The sequence below is a fragment of the Pseudomonas sp. AC463 genome (assembly GCF_979253585.1).
The window spans coordinates 59,279-79,292 of the sequence record NZ_CEEDDZ010000005.1 but is presented as its reverse complement, the minus strand read 5'-3'; the positions used below and the strand labels follow the sequence as shown (position 1 = coordinate 79,292).

The following is a 20,014-nucleotide window of genomic DNA, read 5'->3' as shown; positions in this document are numbered from 1 at the left end:
ACTGGTACTGAACTCGTTCGGTGGAGCAGCAGGAGCCAGAGCGTATTGCCGACTGCTCAGACGTTGAAAGTTTTTTTTTTGGAGCTAAAGGCAAGCTCTCTGAGCTTGATTGGACTTTCCGCTACATCACCGCCATCAGGTAGTTCGACAAAGTCAATATTTACCCGCCACCCACCAGCACTGATCCGATCAACTTTTCGTGGCCAGACGCTCAAATATCCCCTTTCGGCGTCAATCTTTGCGATAGAGAATCCATGCCGGCGTGTGATTGTCCCGTTAGAATCCCGTTCGGAGCCAAAGAGCGAGGCTGCTTGGTATTCTCGCTTCACTTGTTGGCCGCCGAATCCGTAACTCCTCGTGCTCAATTCATGCATGTGACCGAACAAGTGAGCATCAAAACGGCCTAAGGGACTAATCTCATTCTGGAAGTCTTTGAGAGCATCTGGATTTAGCCAATCTTTTGGATGATGGGTAACCAGTAAATTGATATGGTTCGCGTACGACCACTTCTCAATGTCTCCACCAACAGCGGCGTTGACTTGTAGGTCGGAAAATTCTAGTTTTCCTTTGAAATCGCCTTGTTCTAGATGAGACCAAGCACTACTTAAACCAACTATACCAACCCGTAGCCCATTTACTTCTATGACGCCAGCGCAGTCGCCCGGAAATATGCCTCTGCTAGTTGCAGCAAGGGGTATCTCACTATTCTCTAGACTAGTGATGAAATTCTCATAGTTAGAAAAAGCGGCATTCAGTTCTTTTCTATATTCGCTGCCATCATCTTTTGTTAGAGAATCCCTAACACTAGATCTTTTTCTAAAGTTTTCGACCGCCATTAGAAGGGAGCAGTCTGCGGCGGGGCGAGTCAGGTCATGATTACCGGGAACGACGACCAGTTTTGGGCACGTTTCATATTCAGAAAATACCGCCCAAAACTCCCTTAGATCGCTAAGAACAGCTGCAAACTCTTCTTCCTTCGCCATCTGGGTCAAGTCGCCGGAAAACACAACTAAATCAATAGCTCCGTGTTCAACGAGATGGCGTCTTAAATCTTTTAGAATTTGCGTTCTTATCTGCGGCCAGAGATGGGATGCATCCTTCATTCCTGCGTGTAGATCACTAACGTGAAGCCAACTGAACGTGGCAACAGTATCCATAAGCTCACCCCTAAAAAAAACATTTCCTTGTTACTTGCCTTCGCTCAGTCCGTAACTGTCGTAGGTTTCGGGCATATAACGCAAAATTCAATCGAATTGAGGCTTGGCATAGTATCGCTCATGATGCCTGATTGCCATCGTTGTTCAGAGCGCGCTGTGGAGAGTCGGTGGGCGCTAGGGGACGGTCTGTCTGCCAAGCCTCAGAAAAGCATTGTGAAAAATTGAAGGATGCGTTTTGTCTCCCAGAAGCTTATGTGAAAGGGTGGCGCCTGATACACGTGATACTCCGAGATTCAACCAGGCTTAGCATCTCTCCATGCTCGTTTATCTACCTAACACTTGCGGCGAGGCCTTGGCGGAAGCTTGGGGTAACGGTTGTTAAATACCTTGTTATGGCCGGTAGCTGTCCTCCGAGAACGGGCGCTACTGGCCGATCGCAGCCGGTGGCGACTGGCAGCGATCGGCCAAAAGCTGACGGTGGCTACAGGCAGAAATCGACCCACTGCTGCCGTCTAGATCAGATGTGATCTTTGTTGGAGCGGGCTTACCCGCAAAGAGGCTGCTTGAGCAACGCACATACTCTTCGAGCGATGTCATCTGTGCCATCGGGAATGTCCACTGAAATGCCTAAATAGTGTTCAAGGTGCAGGGTGAGCGTGTGTTCATCTACCAACAGATCCCAGTAGCGCTGGTCTTGACCATCGAGCCTCTCTTTCCAGCAACCTCCCAGCCCTTGCTCAAGAACCCGGGCCACGTCCTCGAAAAGCGTCCAGTCGGCTGCTTCTGATACTTCAATCCTCACCATGCGTCACCTCACCACCAGAAGTCCCCCGATTCTGGTGGCTCCTGCGAATGGTCGCAATGGGTCGAAAGAGCACGGTCGACAGGGTTACCTACGCTCACCTTTTTCTCACGGTTGGGTTGATGCCCAAATACCCTAAGATTCAAGCGCAGTGCCATGTCACTGATAGAATGCCTCGCCCAAATTAGAGAAACGGAGAGTCGCATGAGCTTCGACATTATTATTTTGAGACCTACAGACCTGAGCATAAACGACTTGGCTGCCGTAGAGAGTGTGGAGGATATTGGGTCTCCAGCCTCTGTCAGCACTTCTGTGGATTTAGTATTCCCAGGGGGGACTCAAGGTGCATTTGCCGCGGGTGATTGTTACTTCGTTGAGTCAGCTCTGAGCGGAGATCCAGTGACTTCCATACATCTGACTCTCAGGTTTGGCAATGACTGGTCTGAATCAGCCAAAGGTGAGTTCTTAGCGTTGCTTTCCAGGCTATGCCAAGGGCTCCAGTCGCAAGCCTATGCGGTGTCTGACAATTCACGGATCGCATCTTTTCTATAGGGATGGTCGATCATGCCGATTCCTGTGGTGATCTAACGTCCGCTATTGGCCGATAGCAACCTGGCAGACAGAGCTGCGATCGACCCAAAGCGGACATTTGACAGAAATGTAAGCGGTAACGAATTTTTCACTGTGGCTCCAATTCTGACCATAAACAACTGCGCCCAATGCCGGCCATTAACGTACCGTAGTCTTCAAAATTACTGGCACTCACCTCATCCTGGCTCGTCCACGTTGCTTCACACTCTTCGCACACCCACAGCAAAATATTTGTGGAGCGCACCCGCATTGCTCGAACGTAACCTTGGCTGCACCTTTGGCACTCAATCAGCATACAAATAATCTCTGACAAGACTTCGATGTAGTCTAATCCTATCGGCTGCTTCTGGCCGAAAGCACCCTGTCATGGATGGCTGCTTTGGGTCGATTGTGTTGAAAAGTCGGTTTTCCCAAAACACTCGAATATTGACGGATGAAAACACCTCTGTTGCACGCTGCTACGTGAAATCCGAGTCCTGAACATACTGCCAAAAATTCAGATTTCAATCTCAGGCGCGTACCTTTTTGGCGTGGAATTCGAAGCCGACTTTTTCAACAGAATCGGCCGGTAGCCGCCCTTCTAAGCGAAAGCCCATAGTTCGATAACACTCGCCTTGATCATCACAAACCGCTCCTCCCAGAGCATTTATTGCTGTAACACCTATTTGCCATGTAACACGCATGTCGACAAACCAATGACAGCTGTGTAACGCCATATAAATCATTTAAAATCATATACTTATATATTTCCGTAACACGCGTAACACCCGTAACACGGTTTTATTAGGGTATCCCCTAGCCCCATTAGTATTGCTCCTCCAGCGAAGCGAGATGGGTCATGCTCTTGGCTTTGGTTCGATAGTGGGGACCCTGGAGCATTCTTGAAGGTACGGGGTAGAAAACCCGCGCGTTCGTGTTAGCAGCTGGATTTTTTAAGTTGGTTGACAGGTTGACGTGGTTGACACCCATCACCATGGTTGACGCCACGCAGGTGTTCACTATCAGCAACAGATACAGCCACCTTTACCGAAGCTGTAACGATGGCCCTTTTCCTTCAAGATCCTTTCAATTTCAACGATTGAAATTTCAGTAACTTCCGGCACCTCCCACTAACTCGATCCCGCGGGTTTCATGCCCCGTACCAGCGTCACCTTCCCAGGGTCCCCGGCAGCTTTTCATTTGATCCCCCTAGCTAGAAACGCCTTGACTGAGTATGTTTCCCTCTCGATAGCTCACAAGGAAGTGCCGTGTTCTGGAATAGAGAAAAAAGAGTCAAGGTAGAGTTGACGACACCGATCAACATTTCTATCCCTCCGTTGCATCCCGTTCGTGAGGTGCCAGCCGATCCCCAAGAGGTAAAAACAAATACAGACCTAGCCTTCAAGCTGGTCGTCTACGGTGCTGTGTTCTTACAGTCGGCTCTCGTAGTCACTGGATATTCGGTACTACTGGCTTACTACGAGCAATTCGGCATCGATACAAACGAACTCACACTGAGTACACCCACCCTGCTGCTCTACGGCTACGTGAATATTTTCACCGGGGCTTTGACCGCAGCAAGTCGAATCCCCATCTTTGGACCTGCCCTTCTTGCGCTATTGTTTATTGGCGTTGCTGCGATCTTCATCGGGCTCATCACAAAACGACTGAAGGCACAGGTGATTATTGGCCTTTCGACCTGGATCGGCTTTTCTATGTTTGTAGTTTTTCTCGCCCCAGCAGCTGGTGTTAAGAAAGGCGTGAATATGGGCTTGGAAAAATTCGGTGAGTACGCAGGGCAACCAGTACCTACGGCATTGGAGACTATCCATAGCGTTACGACGGACAAGGGTCAGAAGCTCACAGGCCACCTGATTCTGGCAGATACCAAAAACACCTTTCTGCTTGTTAACGGCACGGTCTTCAAAATCGATGGAAGCACTGGTCGAGTCATTCGCGAGACGGACCTGCGTGCCGAAGAGCCAAAAACGAAATCGAACAAGTGAATTAGATCCCCGTGTATGGACAAGGATTCTCGTGCCCCCCCTTGAGGATCATCTGGTACACGTCACCAGCATTTATGGGGTATGTGGATATCGCTTCAAATGCCCCTGCCTTGGAGAACGCTCATGGAGGATATCTCGCTGCTCGCATCATTGCTAAAGCGCATGAACGAAAACCAGCTGGCGTTAGGGGCTGCTATCGAGGAGCTGTCGAACTGGGTTGAGCAAAGAGGATCGACAGAAGTCGCACAGAACATTCGAGGGACGCTGGACACTCTGGATGGGAACGCAGGATTCATCACCCTTGCCCTCGCCTCACTGTCGGCAGAAGGTCGGACAAAGAAATAACTATCCAGCTGGATGGCAACACACCACTAGCGACTTGGTGTTGCTTGACCCTGCGGGGATACCACGAAAGCTGTGGCCAGAAAGAAGCACCGTGTATGCCCACGTGTATGCCTAACCGGCCAACCACCAAATAGACCCAATAGATACGGGCCCATGACTGCCCAGTTCAAACGACGCCGGGCACCAGATACAGATAAAAAAGCCCCAGGTCGAAAGACCTGGGGCTTTTTCGTTTGTTTGCGCCACAGCCCCGCAACCCACTGGTGGCACACATCTACCGCACAACCCATCCCACCCAGCGCTCGCCCGCTACAACACTTGCAAATACCGCCCCAGATCCCCCGCGCTCACGGGTTGCCTGGCCATCCCCAGCAATGGGATGCGGTGGGCCTTGGCCCAGGCAAATACGCGCGGTTGGTCGGCGAACGCAAAGTCGCCCAATAGTAAAAAGCGCTTTATCAGGCAGCCTTGATTCAAGCTTTTGAGGTGGCGTTTATCGGCGGTGCTTATCTTGAAACCATCGACAATAAAGCAATCGATCCTTTTGGTTTTGGCCATGGCGTTCAGTACTTCGTTCATGGATGCGCACAAGCCGATCCGGAAATACCCGGCTTCATTCAACAACGCACTGTAGTTGAGCAGGACACCGGCGTGGCGGCACAGCACCATGATGTTTTTCTGCTTGACCCTCTTGCCGCTCATATTGACGATCCATAGCCCTAAATGAGGGCATGATCGAAGGTGCGCTTGCCGCCGGCCATCAGGCAGTTCTTAAAAGTTGAAGTGTCTTATTGAAACTTCCCCGCATTTACACAGTAAGTCACCAGGGCCTGGTCGGTACTTACCTCAAGCTTGCGCATCGCTGAGACCTTTTGCGCGCTGACGGTCTTGCTGCTGCGATTAACCATGCGCGCAATGTCTGTGACGCTGTGGCCGGCCACGAACAGGCGCAGCACTTCCATCTCTCGCAGGGACAAGCTGGCAAAGCGCTCGTTGATCTGCTGCTGATTGTGGATAACCGAAGTGGCTTCCTGCACAGGGCTCTGGTAATTGCGGCGCAAGGCCAGGGCGTTCAGGGCGTTTTCAATTTCTTCGTGCAAGTGGTTTTTTTGAATGACCCCCATCACCCCCAATTCATGCAGGCGTGACACGATCAAATTGTTCGACATCATGGTCAGCACCAGGATCTGTGTGTCGACAAACCTTCGGGTGAGGTACTCGATCAGTTTGAGGCCATCACCGAATGTCGAATCGCCGGGCATGTGAAAATCGGTAATGACCACGTCCGGTTTTTCGCTCTGCAGCCTGTCGATCAATTGGCTGGAACTGGTCGCTTCACCCACCACTTCAAAACGAGCATCGCGCTGGATAACTTCACGCACGCCGAGCAGCACGATGGGATGATCGTCCGCAATCACTACCTTGATTTTTTTCATGTCTACCTGTCCGATGGTTGGCCTTGAGCGCCTGGGTTGGACGCCATGGCGTCCATGACCGCTTCCAGGCGCTGTAACAGGGTGCGTACCTGAGTCGCCAGGCTCGGGTTCAGTGAGCCCTTGTGCAGCGACTCTTCCAGTGCGTTGCAGGCAGCACTCAAACGCAAGGCACGAATCGATGCGAGGGACCCATTCATGCGGTGCAAGTGGCGCACCACCTGTTCTTTGTCACCGCTGTCGAGGCCCTGCCGAGTCAGGCGGACGTCGTCCTGCAGGGTGGTGATGAACAGCCGGTGCATGCTTGCGGAAAACTGGATCCACCCGTCCATATCGCCCGGCTGCAAGGTCGAACCTGCCCGCTGTCTATCCACGCGCTCGCCGCCATAGCGCAGCAGCGTTTTGCGCAACGCGTCCAGGCTCAAGGGTTTGACCACCCAGGTGTCCATGCCCGCCGCCAGGCACTGCTCACCCTCTTCGCGCAGGGCGTTTGCAGTGACGCCAATGATCGGCGTTTGTCGATCACGCTCGCGCAGGGCACGGGTCAGGCCATAACCGTCAAGCCGGGGCATATTGATATCGGTGATGACCAGATCAAAGGTGCCAGGCGACCAGCGTTGCAGCGCTTCCTCACCATCTTCAGCGGCGACCACCCACGCGCCCAGCGCCTCGAGCTGCTCCTGCAAAATGGCGCGATTGATCGGGTTGTCCTCGGCCACCAACACCCTCAACCCCAAACGCTGGTCACTCATGCGTTCGGTGGGCCCTGGCGGTTTGACCCCGCCTGGGTGCGCCTGCGACAGCGTTCGGGCGATACCGCGAATGTCGTAGGCGTTGACCGTCCACGCATGCCTGAACGCTTCGGTCTGGGGTGCAGCGAGCTCAGTCGCCGTGATGCACACCCCCCTCCAATCGCTTTGCTGGCCAGCCCCGGTCACCCGGTCCAGCAGCAACTCATGTTGCTCTCCCTGGTAACCCGGCGGCAACGCAGCCGCACGCGCGCCCCAGCGGTTGAGCCAATCAATCAGCGATTGCTCAAGCTCCTTGAACGGGGCGCGCACGTACACCGTCACCCCTTGCAGCTCAATCGCCGAACAGTCCGGCAGTGGGCCTGGGACGATAGGCAGGCGCTGATGAAGGGAAAAACTGCTGCCCAGCCCCGGCTCGCTGACCACTCGCAATTGTGCGCCCATCAATTCACTCAAGCGTGAGCAGATCGACAAGCCAAGGCCCGCGCCGCCAGCCTGCTGGCTGCCGGCCAGCTGTGAGAACGGTTTGAATAATTGTCCTAGTTGCTTTTCGCTGATGCCGGCGCCCGTGTCGGAAACCTGCCATTGCAACGTGGCGTGGGTCGTTTCCAGGTCTGTCACCTTGAGACGCACGATGACCCGCCCGGAATCAGTGAACTTGATCGCATTACTCAGCAGGTTATTCACGATTTGCCGAATGCGGCCAGGGTCACCGCTCATCAGCGCAGGCAATGTCGAATCCACACACGCAAAGACCTGCAGCCCCTTGTTGAGGCCTGCTGCGGCATAGCTGTTGACGGCATCTTCGAAGACATCCAGCGGGCTGAAGGTCACGGTCTCAAGTGCCATTTGGCCGGATTCGATTTTCGACACGTCCAGTACATCGCTGATCAGCTGGAACAACACCGCCGACGAACGCTCGATGGTCTGCAGATAATCCTGTTGGCGAGCGTCCAACTGGGTCAGCCCCAGCAGCTCAAGGTTGCCCAGCACGCCATAAAGCGGCGTGCGAATTTCATGGCTCATGGTCGCCAGGAACAACGTCTTGGCGGCACTCGCCTCGTCAGCGGAACGCTTGGCCTGCTCCATCAGCAGGGCATCATCAACATGGCGGGTGATGTCATTGAACCCACAGAGCACCACGTCCTCATCCTGATAGCGACTGAACCTGAACGAAACCAGCAAATGCCGCCCCGCCACCTCGATCTGCATCTCGCGCGGCTCTTCGTCTTGATAGTCGCGGTTGAGCAAGCCGATCAGCTCGGTGGTGCCCTGCCACTCCTGGGCGCGCTGATTTTCCAGCAGCACCTGGTTGTTGTTGCGTTGAACCACACACAGGCCCACCGGCGCGCTTTGGAGCATGGCGCGGTTGAACTCTTCGCTTTCAGTCAGCAAACGCGTCGCTCGCAACGCAGGCTCGACAATGCCGGCGCGGTACCAGCGATTGACCCGCCAGCCCAAAAACACGGCGAGCAAAAACACGGCGCCTGTGCCCAGCAATGACCATTTGGCGAAGCGAAAGAAGTTTTCATAGCTGATGGTGTACAAGCCGATCCATTGGTCCTTGCCGGTGGAAACCACCTTGAAGCGCAAGCCTTCGGCGCCCAGGCTCATGCCCACCGGCAATGACGCAGAATCCTGGGCATCGCCCAGCAGCACATCACCTGCCGGAGAGATCAGCGTGACGCGATGGTCAATCGGTCGGATCAACAAGCGGTCCAGGTCGTTGATTTGCCCGGCGTCCAACAATGCTGCAACCGTCAGCAACCCCTCATCCCGACGTTCGGGCATGACCGCCGGGTTCAGGTCCAGGCCGATAAACGCCACGATCGTCTCGGTGCCCGGCAACAATCCCCGGGGCGCACGCATCCAGCTCACGCGCCGATTATTGAGTTGCGGATGCCGGGCGAGCAGTCCCTGGTACAAGTCCGCTGTTACGTCAAAGAAGTTGCTCTTGAGCAAGATCGATTGCTTGCGTGTGCCATCGACGCCGGGAATCGCGATGTTGAACTGGTCACTGGGCGAAAACAGGAATATCTGGGGCGCCGAATAGAAAGAGCTGGCCCAGAATGCGCTGTAGAAATCGGTCATTTGCACGCCCAGCGAATAGCCGCCCTGCAATTGCTCAGGGTCATAGCGCTTGCGCTCGCTCAGGGTAAAAGGCTGAGACAGGGCCAGGCCGTGATTCTGGAACACCCGCTCCTGGCCTTTTTGCAAAATCTCAACGCGCGAAACCGGGCGAATATTGAGCAGCGTATTCTGGTTGGTGCGGTCATAGGCACTGGCGACACTGCGCAAAAACGTGTCGTATTCGTGGATGCTCTCGATCAAACCCGAAAAATGGAAGTCGACCTTGATCCGTTCTTCGTCCAATACCCGTTCAACTGCCCAGTAACACATGCTGACCAGCAGCACCGTCAGGCCGGCGAGCACCAGCAACAGCTTGTTGATTCGTTGAGAGCTCAAGGCGAACACGCCGAACTTCAGGCTTGCATTTTTCATCGCCGACGCCCCGGGTCTTGGAATGAGACGGCGGGGAGCTTCTCCGCCATTGCTGCCATTCCATGGCGCGCTACAGGTAGACCATTTGATCTCAATTTAGTGCTGGCTTAAGGCCATCTTCGCGCAACAGCTCGAAAAACCGCTCCGCCGGCACAGCGGCGCAGATTAAAAAGCCCTGCGCCTGATCACATTGGATCTTGCGTAGGAACTCTAGCTCGTCCTGGGTTTCCACGCCTTCAGCCGTCACCGTCAGGCCCAACTTGCGGCTCAGTTCGACAAGGCTGTGTAACGCTGTGGCGAGACTTTCGTTGTCGACACAACCGTGGACCAGCGAGCGGTCAATCTTTAGTTCGCTGAAGGGCGTGGAAATCAGATTGAAATACGAACTGAAGCCTTTGCCGAAGTCGTCCTGCGCCAACCCGAAGCCTTTCATGCGCAAGCGACAGGCGCCTGCGTAATAATCGCTGAGCGACTCGGTGGTGGATGTCTCCATCAACTCGAACCCGATCGAGGCGGGTTCGGCCCCCAGGGCCAACACGCGATCATGCAAACGGTCGGCAAGGTCGTGGCGGTCAAGCAAGTGGGTCGGCAAGTTGATCGACACCGGCACTTCGCAGCCGCGACGGCGCCAGTACGCCTGCGCCTCGATGGTCTGCTCCAGCATCAGCCACAGCAACTGATCTTCCAGGCCGAAACGTTGAAGTGCGGGGAGAAAGTCCCGGGGCAGCAACGTGCCCTGCTGTGGGTGTCGCCAACGCACCAACGCTTCGGCGCTGCACACCCGGCCATCACGCAAGGATTTTTTCGGTTGAAACCACGCCTGTATTTCTCCGCGCTCCATGGCTGCCAGCAGGCACTGGCGCGCGGGTTGCGTCGGATGACGGTGGGAAGCATCCAAGTCACTGCGGCGCTTATTGAGGCTATCGCGCAAGCGCATGATGTCGCACGCATCCACCGGTTTGGAAATAAGCCCCAGCACGTCCAGGTCCAAGTTCTTTGCTACCAGCCCGGCACTCACCAACATACGCCTGGATGCCACACTCATGAGCGCCAGGGCAGGCGGCTTGCCAAGCCTGGCAATGCTCTGGATCAGTTGCACGCCATCCATCACCGGCATGAACAGGTCAGTCACGACCATATCGTAGGAGTGAGTGTTCAGGCGCTGCAGCGCCGTAGCACCATCCCACACCGCCTCTACACTGAACCCACCCAGGGTGCTGAACAGGTTGCGCAAAAACTCATGCTGGAAGGGGTGATCTTCAACAATCAGCACCCGATAGGGTTTCAATTGCCACTCCTTCGGTAAGGTTCCAGGCAGGCGTAAAGCGTGCGCAAGGCAAACGGCTTGACCAGGCAGCGGTTCATGCCTGCTTCCAGGCAGCGCTCACCCTCCTCGCTCATTGCATTCGCGGTAGCGCCGATGATTGGCAAGTGGCAGTCGAGGCTGCGCAATTTGGCGGTCAATTCGTAGCCGTTCATGTGCGGCATATTGATGTCGGTGAGGATCAGATCGAACGCGCTGTGGCGCCACATCTCCAGCGCCGTCAGCCCATCACCGGCCAACTCGACCGTACAGCCCAGCTCTTCGAGCTGGTCGCGCAGAATCAGCTGATTAATGACGTTATCTTCGGCCACCAGCACATGCATACCCAGGTTGAATACCGGGTAGCGCTGCGCGGTTGCCGTGGCGCCGCGCATGAGTTGCCCTTGAGCGGCCCCGACCGCCATGCGCAGGGCTTTCAAGCTGTTGAAACTGACCATGCCGGTCGAGTCGTTCAGTGCATCATCATGCAGGTCACTGGCCGCCAGCACGCGTGGGCCCTCCCAGTGCGCGGCCAATGTTTCGCCGGGCCGGCCAGGATGCAGTTCAAGCAGTACCGCACCTTCCGTATGGTCATGGGCCTTGGGCAGGCCGACTTGGGCGCGCGCGCCCCAACGGCACAACCAGCCACAGATACTGACGGCCAACTCGCGTATCGGCGAGACCACGCAGACCAGTTCCGGCAACAACTCGTCAGCGCCCGGCGACGGCTCCATTGCCGACAGCTGTTCAAGGGGCAAGTGCAAGGTAAAGCTGCTGCCCAGGCCAGGCTCGCTCACCACACGCATGCTGCCGTTCATCAAGTGCATCAGGCGTTTGCAAATGGACAGGCCCAAGCCGGTTCCCGCCACCACGTGGGTATTGCCGTCGGCCTGGTAGAACGGCTCGAAAAGATGTTGCTGGTCTTCGTGGGAGATACCTTTGCCGGTGTCGCAGACCTGCCAGTGCAGCATCACACGCTCACCGTCGCGGCTGTCTAGCCTGACGCGCAGGATGATCCGACCGCTGTCGGTAAATTTCAGCGCATTGTTGAGCAAGTTACTCAGGATCTGCCGAATGCGGCTGACGTCACCCTTCAGCCAGTCCGGCAATTGCGGGTCGACACAGGCGAACAACTGCAGGCCCTTGCGTTGAGCTGCGGCGGCATAGGCGTGAATCACTTCCTCGATCAATTCCAGCGGTGAGAACCGGTTGCACTCCAGTTGCAATTGCCCCGCCTCGATACGCGACACATCCAACACATCGCTGATCAGTTGCAGCAGGTTGGCGGATGAGCCCTCGATTGCCTGCAGGTAGCTTTTTTGCTGATCGCTCAACTCAGTGCGCGCCAATAGCTCCAGGGTGCCCAGCACGCCGTAAAGCGGCGTGCGAATTTCATGGCTCATAGTGGCGAGGAACAAAGTCTTGGCTTCGTTGGCAGCGTCCGCCATGCGCCGCGCCCGGTCCAGGGCGACCTCTACCTGCATGCGCGCGCTGATGTCGCTGAACGCACAAATCAACACGTCTTCGCGCTTATACCGCGTGCGCGCGAAGCTCAGGTACAGGTGGCGACCATCCGCCAGCTGCAACTCATCGACTGTGGTGTGTTCGCCGTCATCAAAACCGCGACGTATCCAGTCGGCACTGCGTTGCTGGCGCTCCTGGCTGTCGCCGATCCACTGCGTATACAGCGGGTTATCCAGAACCACCTCGCCGTCCTGGCGGCGCAGCACGCACAGCGCCACGGGCGCAATGCGGATCACCGCCCGGCTGAAGGCTTCGCTCTCCACCAGCGCCTCAATGCGGTTGCCGGCCGGTACGATCAGGCGCTGATCGATACGCCGCATCAGCCAGATCATCAGCCAAGTGACCAGCACGCAGAGCAACAGGCTGATTACCACCGGCGTTATCAGCACCGTCAGCAGTGAGTGCATGTCGAGGGCGTAGACGATTTGCCAGTTCGAAAACCCCAATTGTTTGCGAATCGCCAGATGATCCGGCAGCCACTGACCGCCGACAAAGCCGAACGACTGGGTCGCCGGCATCTGGCTTAATTCCAGGCGTAACGACTGCCCTTGCGCGCTATCAAAAATCAGCTGGCCGCTGGCGTCGAGCAAGATGAACTGACCGGCGTTTTTGTTTTGCAGGGCGCTCAGCAGATCGGGCGATTCGACCTCCAACCCCAGCCAGCCGGATTGAGGGCTACGGTCATCCAGACGGGTGAATATGTACAGCGGGGAATCCTCTCGCTCAGGGTCGGTGAGCCAGAGTTCGTCGACGCCGCTGTCATATTCCGCGTTGAGCCGCGCCAGCAAATGCGGGGCAATCAGCTGCACCGGTTCGCGAGCACTGAACAGGCGAACCACCTCGGCCTGAGTGCCGGTCGCGGCGTACAGCAGGTTCACCCGGTTGAGGCGCAGGTAGTCGAGCATGCGGTGGGTCAACCACAGGCTCCAGGCCTGTTTGTCCGTCCCAAGGCCGATATGCACCTCTTCGCCCGCGACCACGTTCGCGCTGGCTACCGGCGCCGTAACGCTGCGCACCGCTGCCAGCCGCAACGTCTTGAGCAATGTCTGGCGGCTGACGAAAAAATTCTGCGCATCGGATATCGCCGCATTCATATAACTGCGTCGCTGGGATATCTCCTGGCTCAGTGTCGCGCTCAGATAACTGTAGACCCCGGCGTAAAACCCCAGCACCAGAGCGATGACCAACAGGCGCAGCAGCTTTCTCGCCGCCGCGGGCGTTGAGAACGACGTGTCGAGCGGAGGTAGGGATTGGCGTAGTTTCATGAGCGAACGTTAATCCACCGGCCTTGGCGCCGGAATAAGACGATCCTCAAAGTACCCGTCGCTTTCACCAGGTTTCTCTAAACGCTCGCCAGGCATTGCCATGACGCAGCTTTTAAGAATCGCCTGATTAAACCCAACGCCTCATCTCCATAAGATTGCGGCGCCTGGACAGCCCCCCTACGCCCTTTGGCGAAAAACGGACGGCGTCCACGCACAGCCCTAACCATCTTTAATGAGGAGTTCCACCATGAAGCGCATTGCCTTGATCCTGGCCATGACCGCCGCGCCAGCCCTGACCTTCGCGGCCGCCGCGAACACCATCACATTCACCGGCCAGGTGTCGGATCAGACCTGTGCTGTAGCGGTCAACGGCAACGCAGCGAATCCGGTGATCCTGATGCCTACCGTCAGCGCCGCCGCCCTGAACGCAGTGGGCAGCACCGCCGGCGAAACGCCCTTCACCATCAGCGTGAGCGGCTGCACCGCACCGTCTTCGAGCCTTGCCATCAAGACCGCTTTCCAGGGCAGCAACGTGACCAGCGCCGGCAACCTTGCCAACGCGGGCACGGCCACCAACGTACAAGTGCAACTGCTCAGCGAAGCAGGTGGTTCAGCCGTTGTACTCAACGGGATTACCTCGGTTCCAGGCTTGACCCTGGCCTCCGGCGCCACCAGCGCCAGCCACGATTTCGCTGTTCGCTACATCAGCGAAGCCGGCGCCGCCACGGCCGGTACTGTGTCCGCCACCGCGCAATACGCCCTGGACTACCTGTAATCCCAGGTACCTGCCGGGCCCCGTGCCCGGCATGTTTACCCACCCCCTCATTCTTCACCCGCTCTGCGCCTGTTGGACGGAGAACACTATGACTCGCCTGAAGAAAACCACACTCGCCCTGGCGCTGGCACTCGGCACAGCCATCACCGCCTATGCCCACGCCAGCGTTGTAATGACCGGCACCCGTGTGATCTACCCAGCCCAGGCCCAGGAAAAAATGGTGCAACTGAGCAATCAGGACACCCATCCCTACCTGGTCCAACTGTGGCTCGACACGGGCAACCCAAACCTCACGCCGCAGACAGCAGACGCGCCGTTTATCGCCAGCCCGCAGGTGTTTCGCATGAATCCCAATGCCGGCCAGGTCGTGCGCCTGGTCTTCACCGGCAAGGACCTGGCCAAGGACCGCGAATCGCTGTTCTACCTCAATTTCGTGCAGATGCCGGCCATGAAGGCCAGCGAGTTGCAAGCCAACAAGTTGCTGCTCACGGTCAGCAGCCGCATGAAGGTGTTTTACCGCCCGCAAGCGTTGGCCGGAAACCCCGACGCGCTGAGCCAATCCCTGCATTTCAAGCTTCAGGGCAAAGCCGTGGTCGCCAGCAATGACAGCGGCTACTTCGCCACCGTGCGCCGGGCCGACGTCGTCAGCCGAGGCACGTCCTACGCCCTTGCCCAGGCATCGATGATCGCCCCGTTGAGCCAGGCCAACTGGGCGTTGCCCGCGGGTGCCTCGGCCGCTGCGGGAGACACCGTGCGCCTGACATTGGTCAACGATTTCGGTGCTGATGTCGTCACTGACCTGCCCCTTCTTTGATCGGCCTGGGGTGATCGTCATGCCTACCTATCGCGTATCAGCCTTCACGATGAATCCTTTATTCGAACCGCACCGCGGGTTACGCGGTTTGGTGCAATCCGCCCTGCTCAGCACGATCAGCCTGATGAGCCCGACGATCGCCCTCGCGCAAGGCACCGTGCCCGCGTCCAGCGACGCTTATGTCTTCGACGACAACCTGCTGTTTGGCGGCGGTTCACTGGCGCGTTTCAACCAGGTCAACGCCATTGAACCCGGGCAATACCGGGTCGACGTGTTTACCAACGGCCGCTTTGTCGAGCGCGTTGACCTGCGCTTCGCCGACCAGGGTGAAGGCGATGTGCAGCCCTGCCTGCCCGCTGCGCTACTGGAACGGAGCGGTGTGCTCAAAAGCGCGCTCCCGCACGCCGGCACGGACCAGTGCCTGGTGCTCGCCAACGCCGTGCATGGCGCGTCGACCGCCTTCGATTTCGGGCGCATGCGTCTGGACCTCAGCGTGCCCCAGAGCCTGATGCTGAAAACCCCGCGCGGCTATGTCGCGCCGCAAAACCTGGACGGCGGCAACACCATCGGTTTCGTCAACTACAGCGCCAGCCAATATCACGTCTCACGCACAGGCAACTACAGCGCCAGTTCCGACTCAAGCTACCTGGCCCTCAACAGCGGGATGAACATCGGTCTTTGGCGCCTGCGCCAACAAGGCAATTGGCGTTATGACAACGATAACGGCAGCCACTGGAACACCACCCGCACTTACGCCCAACGCGCCCTGCCCGGTTTACAGGGCGAAATGACCGTGGGCCAGGGGTTTACTGCAGGCCGGTTTTTTTCCGGCATGAGCTACACCGGCCTGGAGATTGCCTCGGACGACCGCATGCTGCCGGAGTCAGTGCGCGGTTATGCACCGACCGTGCGCGGCATTGCCAAAACCAACGCGCAGGTGATCGTGCGCCAGAACGGCAATGACATCTATCAGACCACCGTCGCGCCGGGGCCATTTGAAATCAGCGACCTCTACTCCACCAGCTACAACGGCGACCTTGATGTCTCGGTGGTCGAGGCCGACGGCAGCGTCAGCCGCTTCACCGTACCGTTTTCGGCGGTGCCCGAGTCGTTGCGCCCCGGGCTGTCGCGCTACAGCATGGCGCTGGGCCGCAGCCGTGACTTCGGCGACCACGACCCGTTCAGCGAGATGACCTACCAGCGTGGCCTGACCAACAGCGTGACCGCCAACAGTGGCTTGCGGGTTGCCGAGGGCTACCAGGCGCTGGTGCTCGGCGGCGTCTACGCCAGCACGCTCGGCGCATTCGGGCTGGACACCACTTACTCGCGCGCCAACCTGCCGAACGAAGGCCAGCTCGATGGCTGGATGGCGCGCCTGTCCTACAGCCGCACGTTCCAGCCGACCAACACCACGTTGTCGATTGCCGGCTATCGCTACTCAACCGAAGGCTATCGCGACCTCGGCGACGTGCTCGGCGTGCGCGAGTCGATCCGCAACCGGCAAACCTGGGAGTCGACGAGCTATATGCAACGCTCGCGCTTCGAGGTGTCGATCAATCAAAACCTCAATGACTACGGCAGCGTGTTTTTATCCGGTTCGACCCAGGACTACCGCAGCGGCCGCGAACGCGACACACAGTTGCAATTTGGCTGGGCCAACACCTTGCGCAACAACGTCAGCGTCAACCTCTCGGTATCGCGCCAGAGCACCGGCAGTTACCTGAACCGGCGAAGCGGCAATTACAACGACCAACTGGGCAACACCGTTTCCGACAACGGCGTCGGCACCACGCGCAGTGCCGGCACCCAGGAAACCGTCACGCTGCTCTCGGTGTCGTTCCCACTGGGCAGCCCGGCCAGCCCGAATGTGCCGTCGCTGAGCAGCTCGGTGACGCACAGCTCGACCTCCGGCGACCTGTATCAAACCTCGCTGTCGGGCACCCAGGGGGCTGATCAGACCTTGAGCTACAGCCTTGACGTGTCCCGCGACGCCGAACAGAAACAGAACGTGTGGAGCGCCAACCTGCAGAAATACCTGCCCAGCGCCTCGGTCAGCGCCAGCGCGTCCAAAGGGCAGGATTACTGGCAAGCCTCCGGCAGCGCTCGCGGGGCCTTGGCCGTGCACGGCGGCGGCGTAACGTTCGGGCCTTACCTGGGCGACACCTTCGCCCTGATTGAAGCCAAGGGCGCCAGCGGTGCGAAAGTCATGAACGGCATGGGCGCAACCATCGACAGCGACGGCTACGCGCTGGTGCCGTCACTGACGCCTTACCGCTATAACACGGTGGCCATCAACCCTGAGGGCATGAGTGAAAAGGCCGAACTCGACGACGGCCAGCGCCGCGTCGCGCCCTATGCCGGCGCGGCCGTGAAGGTTGAATTCAAGACCCGTGTCGGCAACGCCATCCTGGTCAAAGCCGTGCGCCCCGGCGGCGAAGCGGTCCCCATGGGCGCTGATGTACTGGACGAAAACGCCAGTGTCATCGGGATGGTCGGCCAAGGCAGCCAGGCTTACCTGCGCACCGAGAAACTCAAGGGCCGCCTGACCGTCCGTTGGGGCGAAGGCGCAGACGAGCAGTGCGCGATGCAGTTCGACCTGACGCAACAGGATGTCAGCCAGGCGCTGATCAAACTCAACAGCGCCTGCCGCCGCCCCTGAACCCTTTTCATAACGGAGCTCACCATGACGTTTTTTCGCCCTCTCTTCACACTGCTACTGAGCCTCGGCGTCGGTGTTGCTGCGGATGCCCAGGCCACCTGCACGCGCGTCTACAACGGCAGTCAAGTGTATGACGGCAACTCGGCACAACTGACATTTGGCCGGGTTAACCTGACCTCGACCTACCTGCAACCGGTGGGTACGCATTTGGGCTCCGTGGTGGTCTCGCCCGCAACGGCGCCCGGGCTCACCAGCGAGACCGTGCTGTGGCAATGCGACCTGAGCGACGCGGACAGTATTTACGAGGTGTTCGCCACCAACGGTGACGACCGTGTCGGTGGGTATTGGGAAATCGGCAACGGTTCAGGGGCCTCGGTCAACGATGGCTTGCCCGGTTACTACGCCACGTGGTTCCCCTATGTCGGGATCAAATTGACGCACCTGAACTCCGGCAAAGTGCTCACACGCTATTGGCAGGACGCCAAAATCACCCAATACGACACGGTCGGCAGCAAGATCCAGATCAAGGCCAAACACTTGAGCATGATCCAGGGCGACCTCGCTCGCGTGTCCAGCCTCCCGCCCACGTCGGGCTCGGGCAGTAACTATTGCGGGGGCCAGGCAGCCTCCAGCGGCAGTGGCACCTACAGCTATACCTGCACCCAGCCCAATGCCTATGTGCAGTTTCGCGGCGGGGGTATCGCCTCGGACGCGGTGGGCACGGACTCCAATACCCACTACAACTTCTGGGGCGCGGGCAACGGCATTGCGTTCGGCATGCGCTCGGCGGCGTCTATCAGTTACACCGCCACCTGCGTGGCCCGCAACGTCACGCCAGTGGTGAGTTTCCTGCCGATTACCGCCAGTGAGCTCAACCAGGGCATGACGCGCAGCAGTGACTTCACCATCGGGCTGGAATGCAGCAACACCGCCAACTCTGGCACCGCCAGCAACCAGACCGCGCTGGGTATTCAGGTGGCCTACAGCGCGTATACCCAAGCGCAGTCCCTGGGCCTGTTGACCAGTGGCGGCGGGGTGTCGTACCTGGTGTCCAACGGCTACGGCAGCGACCCTTCGGTGGCCACGGGCGTCGGTATCAGCTTGCGTAACGCCAGCAACGGCAGCGCCATGAATTTTCTGGGATGGTCAGGCAGCGGCACGGGCGCCACCGGCGGCTGGTACCCGGTACTGGCAGGTGCCAGCAGCGCCGGCAGCAACGCGTCCGGCTACACCAGCTACCTGCAGACGATTACCGCGACCCTCAGCACCCTGCCGGGCAAAACCGCCACGCCGGGCAAGGTCAACGCCACCGCCTACGTACTGGTGAAAGTCCAATGATCCGGCTGGCTTTCTACTCGGTGATGGTGTGGGTGTGCGCGGCGATGAGCGCGTCTTCGATTGCCCGCGCCGGGCTAATGCCCGAACAGACCCGCTTGATCTTCCACGAGGGCCAGGCCCAACGCTCGCTGATGCTGGCCAACACCAACCCCTACCCCGTAGTGGTACAAACCTGGGTCGACAACGGTGAAGGCAACCGCGCGCCGGAAAACTCAGCCTCGGCGATGATCGCCCTGCCCTCGGTATTTCGCCTGCAACCCCAGGCGTTGCAGGGCCTGCGCATTGTTTACGACGGCAGTGCGCTGCCCAAGGACCGCGAGTCCGTGAGTTGGCTGAACTTGTACGAGATCCCGCCCGCCAAAGCCGATGCGCCAGCGCTTTCGACGCGCGTCGCGGTGGCCATGAACACCCAGATGAAAATCTTCTACCGCCCCGCTCACCTGCCCAGCGCGCCCGAGGAAATGGCCGGCGCCCTGACCTTTCGCATCGAACGGCAGGCAGGCACCTGGGTACTGGTGTGCCATAACCCTAGCCCCTATCACGCGTCTTTTTCTTCTTTGCGCGTGGGTGCTCAAGGGCGTGAACGAGCCGTTGCTAAGACCCTCGACATGATGGCCCCGCCCCTCAGCGAAAAAGCCTACCCGCTGGGCAATTTCAGCCTCGGCGCCGACGCCAATATCCCCGTCAGCTATACGCTGATCGACGACGGCGGCCACTACCTCGATGGCCGCGCCACCGCCGCCGTGCATCAGCTGCCGTAATAAGCAGCGTG

General features: G+C 58.1%; 14 protein-coding genes. 8 read left to right on the top strand and 6 right to left on the bottom strand.

The window, feature by feature from the left end:
• Positions 1-56: 56 nt before the first annotated feature.
• Both AC0IYH_RS07640 and AC0IYH_RS07635 read right to left on the bottom strand, forming a co-directional pair.
• Complete coding sequence (locus AC0IYH_RS07640) at positions 57-1,157, bottom strand: metallophosphoesterase family protein (RefSeq protein WP_457409257.1); 1,101 nt, start codon at positions 1,155-1,157, stop codon at positions 57-59.
• Between the two features lie 544 nt (positions 1,158-1,701).
• Positions 1,702-1,962 (bottom strand): DUF3630 family protein, encoded by a 261-nt coding sequence (locus AC0IYH_RS07635; RefSeq protein ID WP_471833689.1) that lies wholly within the window; start codon positions 1,960-1,962, stop codon positions 1,702-1,704.
• 1,835 nt (positions 1,963-3,797) lie between these two features.
• On the opposite strand from AC0IYH_RS07635, the gene AC0IYH_RS07630 reads away from it, so the two are divergent.
• The 3 genes from AC0IYH_RS07630 (at position 3,798) to AC0IYH_RS07620 (ending at position 5,597) form a co-directional block, all read left to right on the top strand.
• Entirely contained in the window at positions 3,798-4,535 is a 738-nt protein-coding gene (locus AC0IYH_RS07630) for a hypothetical protein (RefSeq protein WP_457409260.1), read from the top strand.
• A 123-nt stretch (positions 4,536-4,658) separates the two neighbouring features.
• The gene (locus AC0IYH_RS07625) at positions 4,659-4,880 is read left to right on the top strand and encodes a hypothetical protein (protein ID WP_060767852.1); all 222 of its coding nucleotides are present in this window, start codon (positions 4,659-4,661) and stop codon (positions 4,878-4,880) included.
• Between the two features lie 468 nt (positions 4,881-5,348).
• Positions 5,349-5,597, top strand: a complete 249-nt coding sequence (locus AC0IYH_RS07620; RefSeq protein WP_471833687.1) for a hypothetical protein — start codon at positions 5,349-5,351, stop codon at positions 5,595-5,597.
• Between the two features lie 71 nt (positions 5,598-5,668).
• Here the strand turns inward: AC0IYH_RS07620 and AC0IYH_RS07615 are convergent, their stop codons facing one another.
• The 4 genes from AC0IYH_RS07615 to AC0IYH_RS07600 all read right to left on the bottom strand — a co-directional run bounded on the left by AC0IYH_RS07615 (position 5,669) and on the right by AC0IYH_RS07600 (position 13,656).
• Positions 5,669-6,316: a response regulator gene (locus AC0IYH_RS07615; RefSeq protein ID WP_116627624.1), complete on the bottom strand. Its 648-nt coding sequence runs from the start codon at positions 6,314-6,316 to the stop codon at positions 5,669-5,671.
• 2 nt (positions 6,317-6,318) lie between these two features.
• Entirely contained in the window at positions 6,319-9,564 is a 3,246-nt protein-coding gene (locus AC0IYH_RS07610; RefSeq protein ID WP_471833685.1) for a hybrid sensor histidine kinase/response regulator, read from the bottom strand.
• 91 nt (positions 9,565-9,655) lie between these two features.
• Positions 9,656-10,852, bottom strand: a complete 1,197-nt coding sequence (gene pvrR, locus AC0IYH_RS07605; protein ID WP_116627626.1) for a response regulator cyclic di-GMP phosphodiesterase PvrR — start codon at positions 10,850-10,852, stop codon at positions 9,656-9,658.
• Entirely contained in the window at positions 10,849-13,656 is a 2,808-nt protein-coding gene (locus AC0IYH_RS07600) for an ATP-binding protein (RefSeq protein WP_116627627.1), read from the bottom strand. Before AC0IYH_RS07600 ends, pvrR begins: the two co-directional genes overlap by 4 nt.
• A 247-nt stretch (positions 13,657-13,903) precedes the next feature.
• Between AC0IYH_RS07600 and AC0IYH_RS07595 the strand changes: the two genes are divergently transcribed.
• From AC0IYH_RS07595 to AC0IYH_RS07575, 5 genes are all read left to right on the top strand, one after another.
• Positions 13,904-14,431, top strand: a complete 528-nt coding sequence (locus tag AC0IYH_RS07595; protein ID WP_116627628.1) for a fimbrial protein — start codon at positions 13,904-13,906, stop codon at positions 14,429-14,431.
• Between the two features lie 88 nt (positions 14,432-14,519).
• On the top strand, positions 14,520-15,245 hold the full coding sequence (locus tag AC0IYH_RS07590) for a fimbrial biogenesis chaperone (protein WP_471833683.1): 726 nt from the start codon (positions 14,520-14,522) through the stop codon (positions 15,243-15,245).
• Positions 15,246-15,369: 124 nt separating this feature from the next.
• Positions 15,370-17,904 carry a fimbria/pilus outer membrane usher protein gene (locus tag AC0IYH_RS07585; protein WP_471833681.1) on the top strand — a complete coding sequence of 845 codons (2,535 nt, stop codon included), beginning with the start codon at positions 15,370-15,372 and terminating at the stop codon, positions 17,902-17,904.
• Positions 17,905-17,928: 24 nt separating this feature from the next.
• Positions 17,929-19,242 carry a fimbrial protein gene (locus tag AC0IYH_RS07580; protein ID WP_122774983.1) on the top strand — a complete coding sequence of 438 codons (1,314 nt, stop codon included), beginning with the start codon at positions 17,929-17,931 and terminating at the stop codon, positions 19,240-19,242.
• Positions 19,239-20,003: a fimbrial biogenesis chaperone gene (locus AC0IYH_RS07575; protein WP_471833679.1), complete on the top strand. Its 765-nt coding sequence runs from the start codon at positions 19,239-19,241 to the stop codon at positions 20,001-20,003. Before AC0IYH_RS07580 ends, AC0IYH_RS07575 begins: the two co-directional genes overlap by 4 nt.
• The last annotated feature ends 11 nt before the right edge of the window (positions 20,004-20,014 follow it).